Here is a 266-nt window from a genome sequence, read left to right as displayed (position 1 = left end):
GCATTCTCGGCTTGACGCAATACCTCGACCGCAAACCCAAAGCCCTTTCGGGCGGACAGCGTCAGCGCGTCGCGCTCGGCAGAGCCATCGTGCGCAAGCCAAAAGTCTTTCTCTTCGACGAGCCGCTCTCGAACCTCGACGCGAAAATGCGCGTGCACACCCGAACCGAAATCTCGCGCTTGCATCGAATGCTTGGCTCGACGATGATTTACGTTACGCACGACCAAGTCGAAGCGATGACGATGGCGGATAGAATCGTGGTGATG

General features: G+C 57.9%; 1 protein-coding gene. It reads left to right on the top strand.

Translation table 11 applies throughout. The features are described 5' to 3' along the window. A partial coding sequence (locus tag NZU74_20765; GenBank protein ID MCS6883757.1) for an ATP-binding cassette domain-containing protein occupies positions 1-266 on the top strand: 266 nt, incomplete at both ends.

The sequence above is a fragment of the Chloroflexaceae bacterium genome (assembly GCA_025057155.1).
Classification (GTDB): domain Bacteria; phylum Chloroflexota; class Chloroflexia; order Chloroflexales; family Chloroflexaceae; genus JACAEO01.
This window is presented reverse-complemented; position numbering and strand designations above follow the sequence as displayed.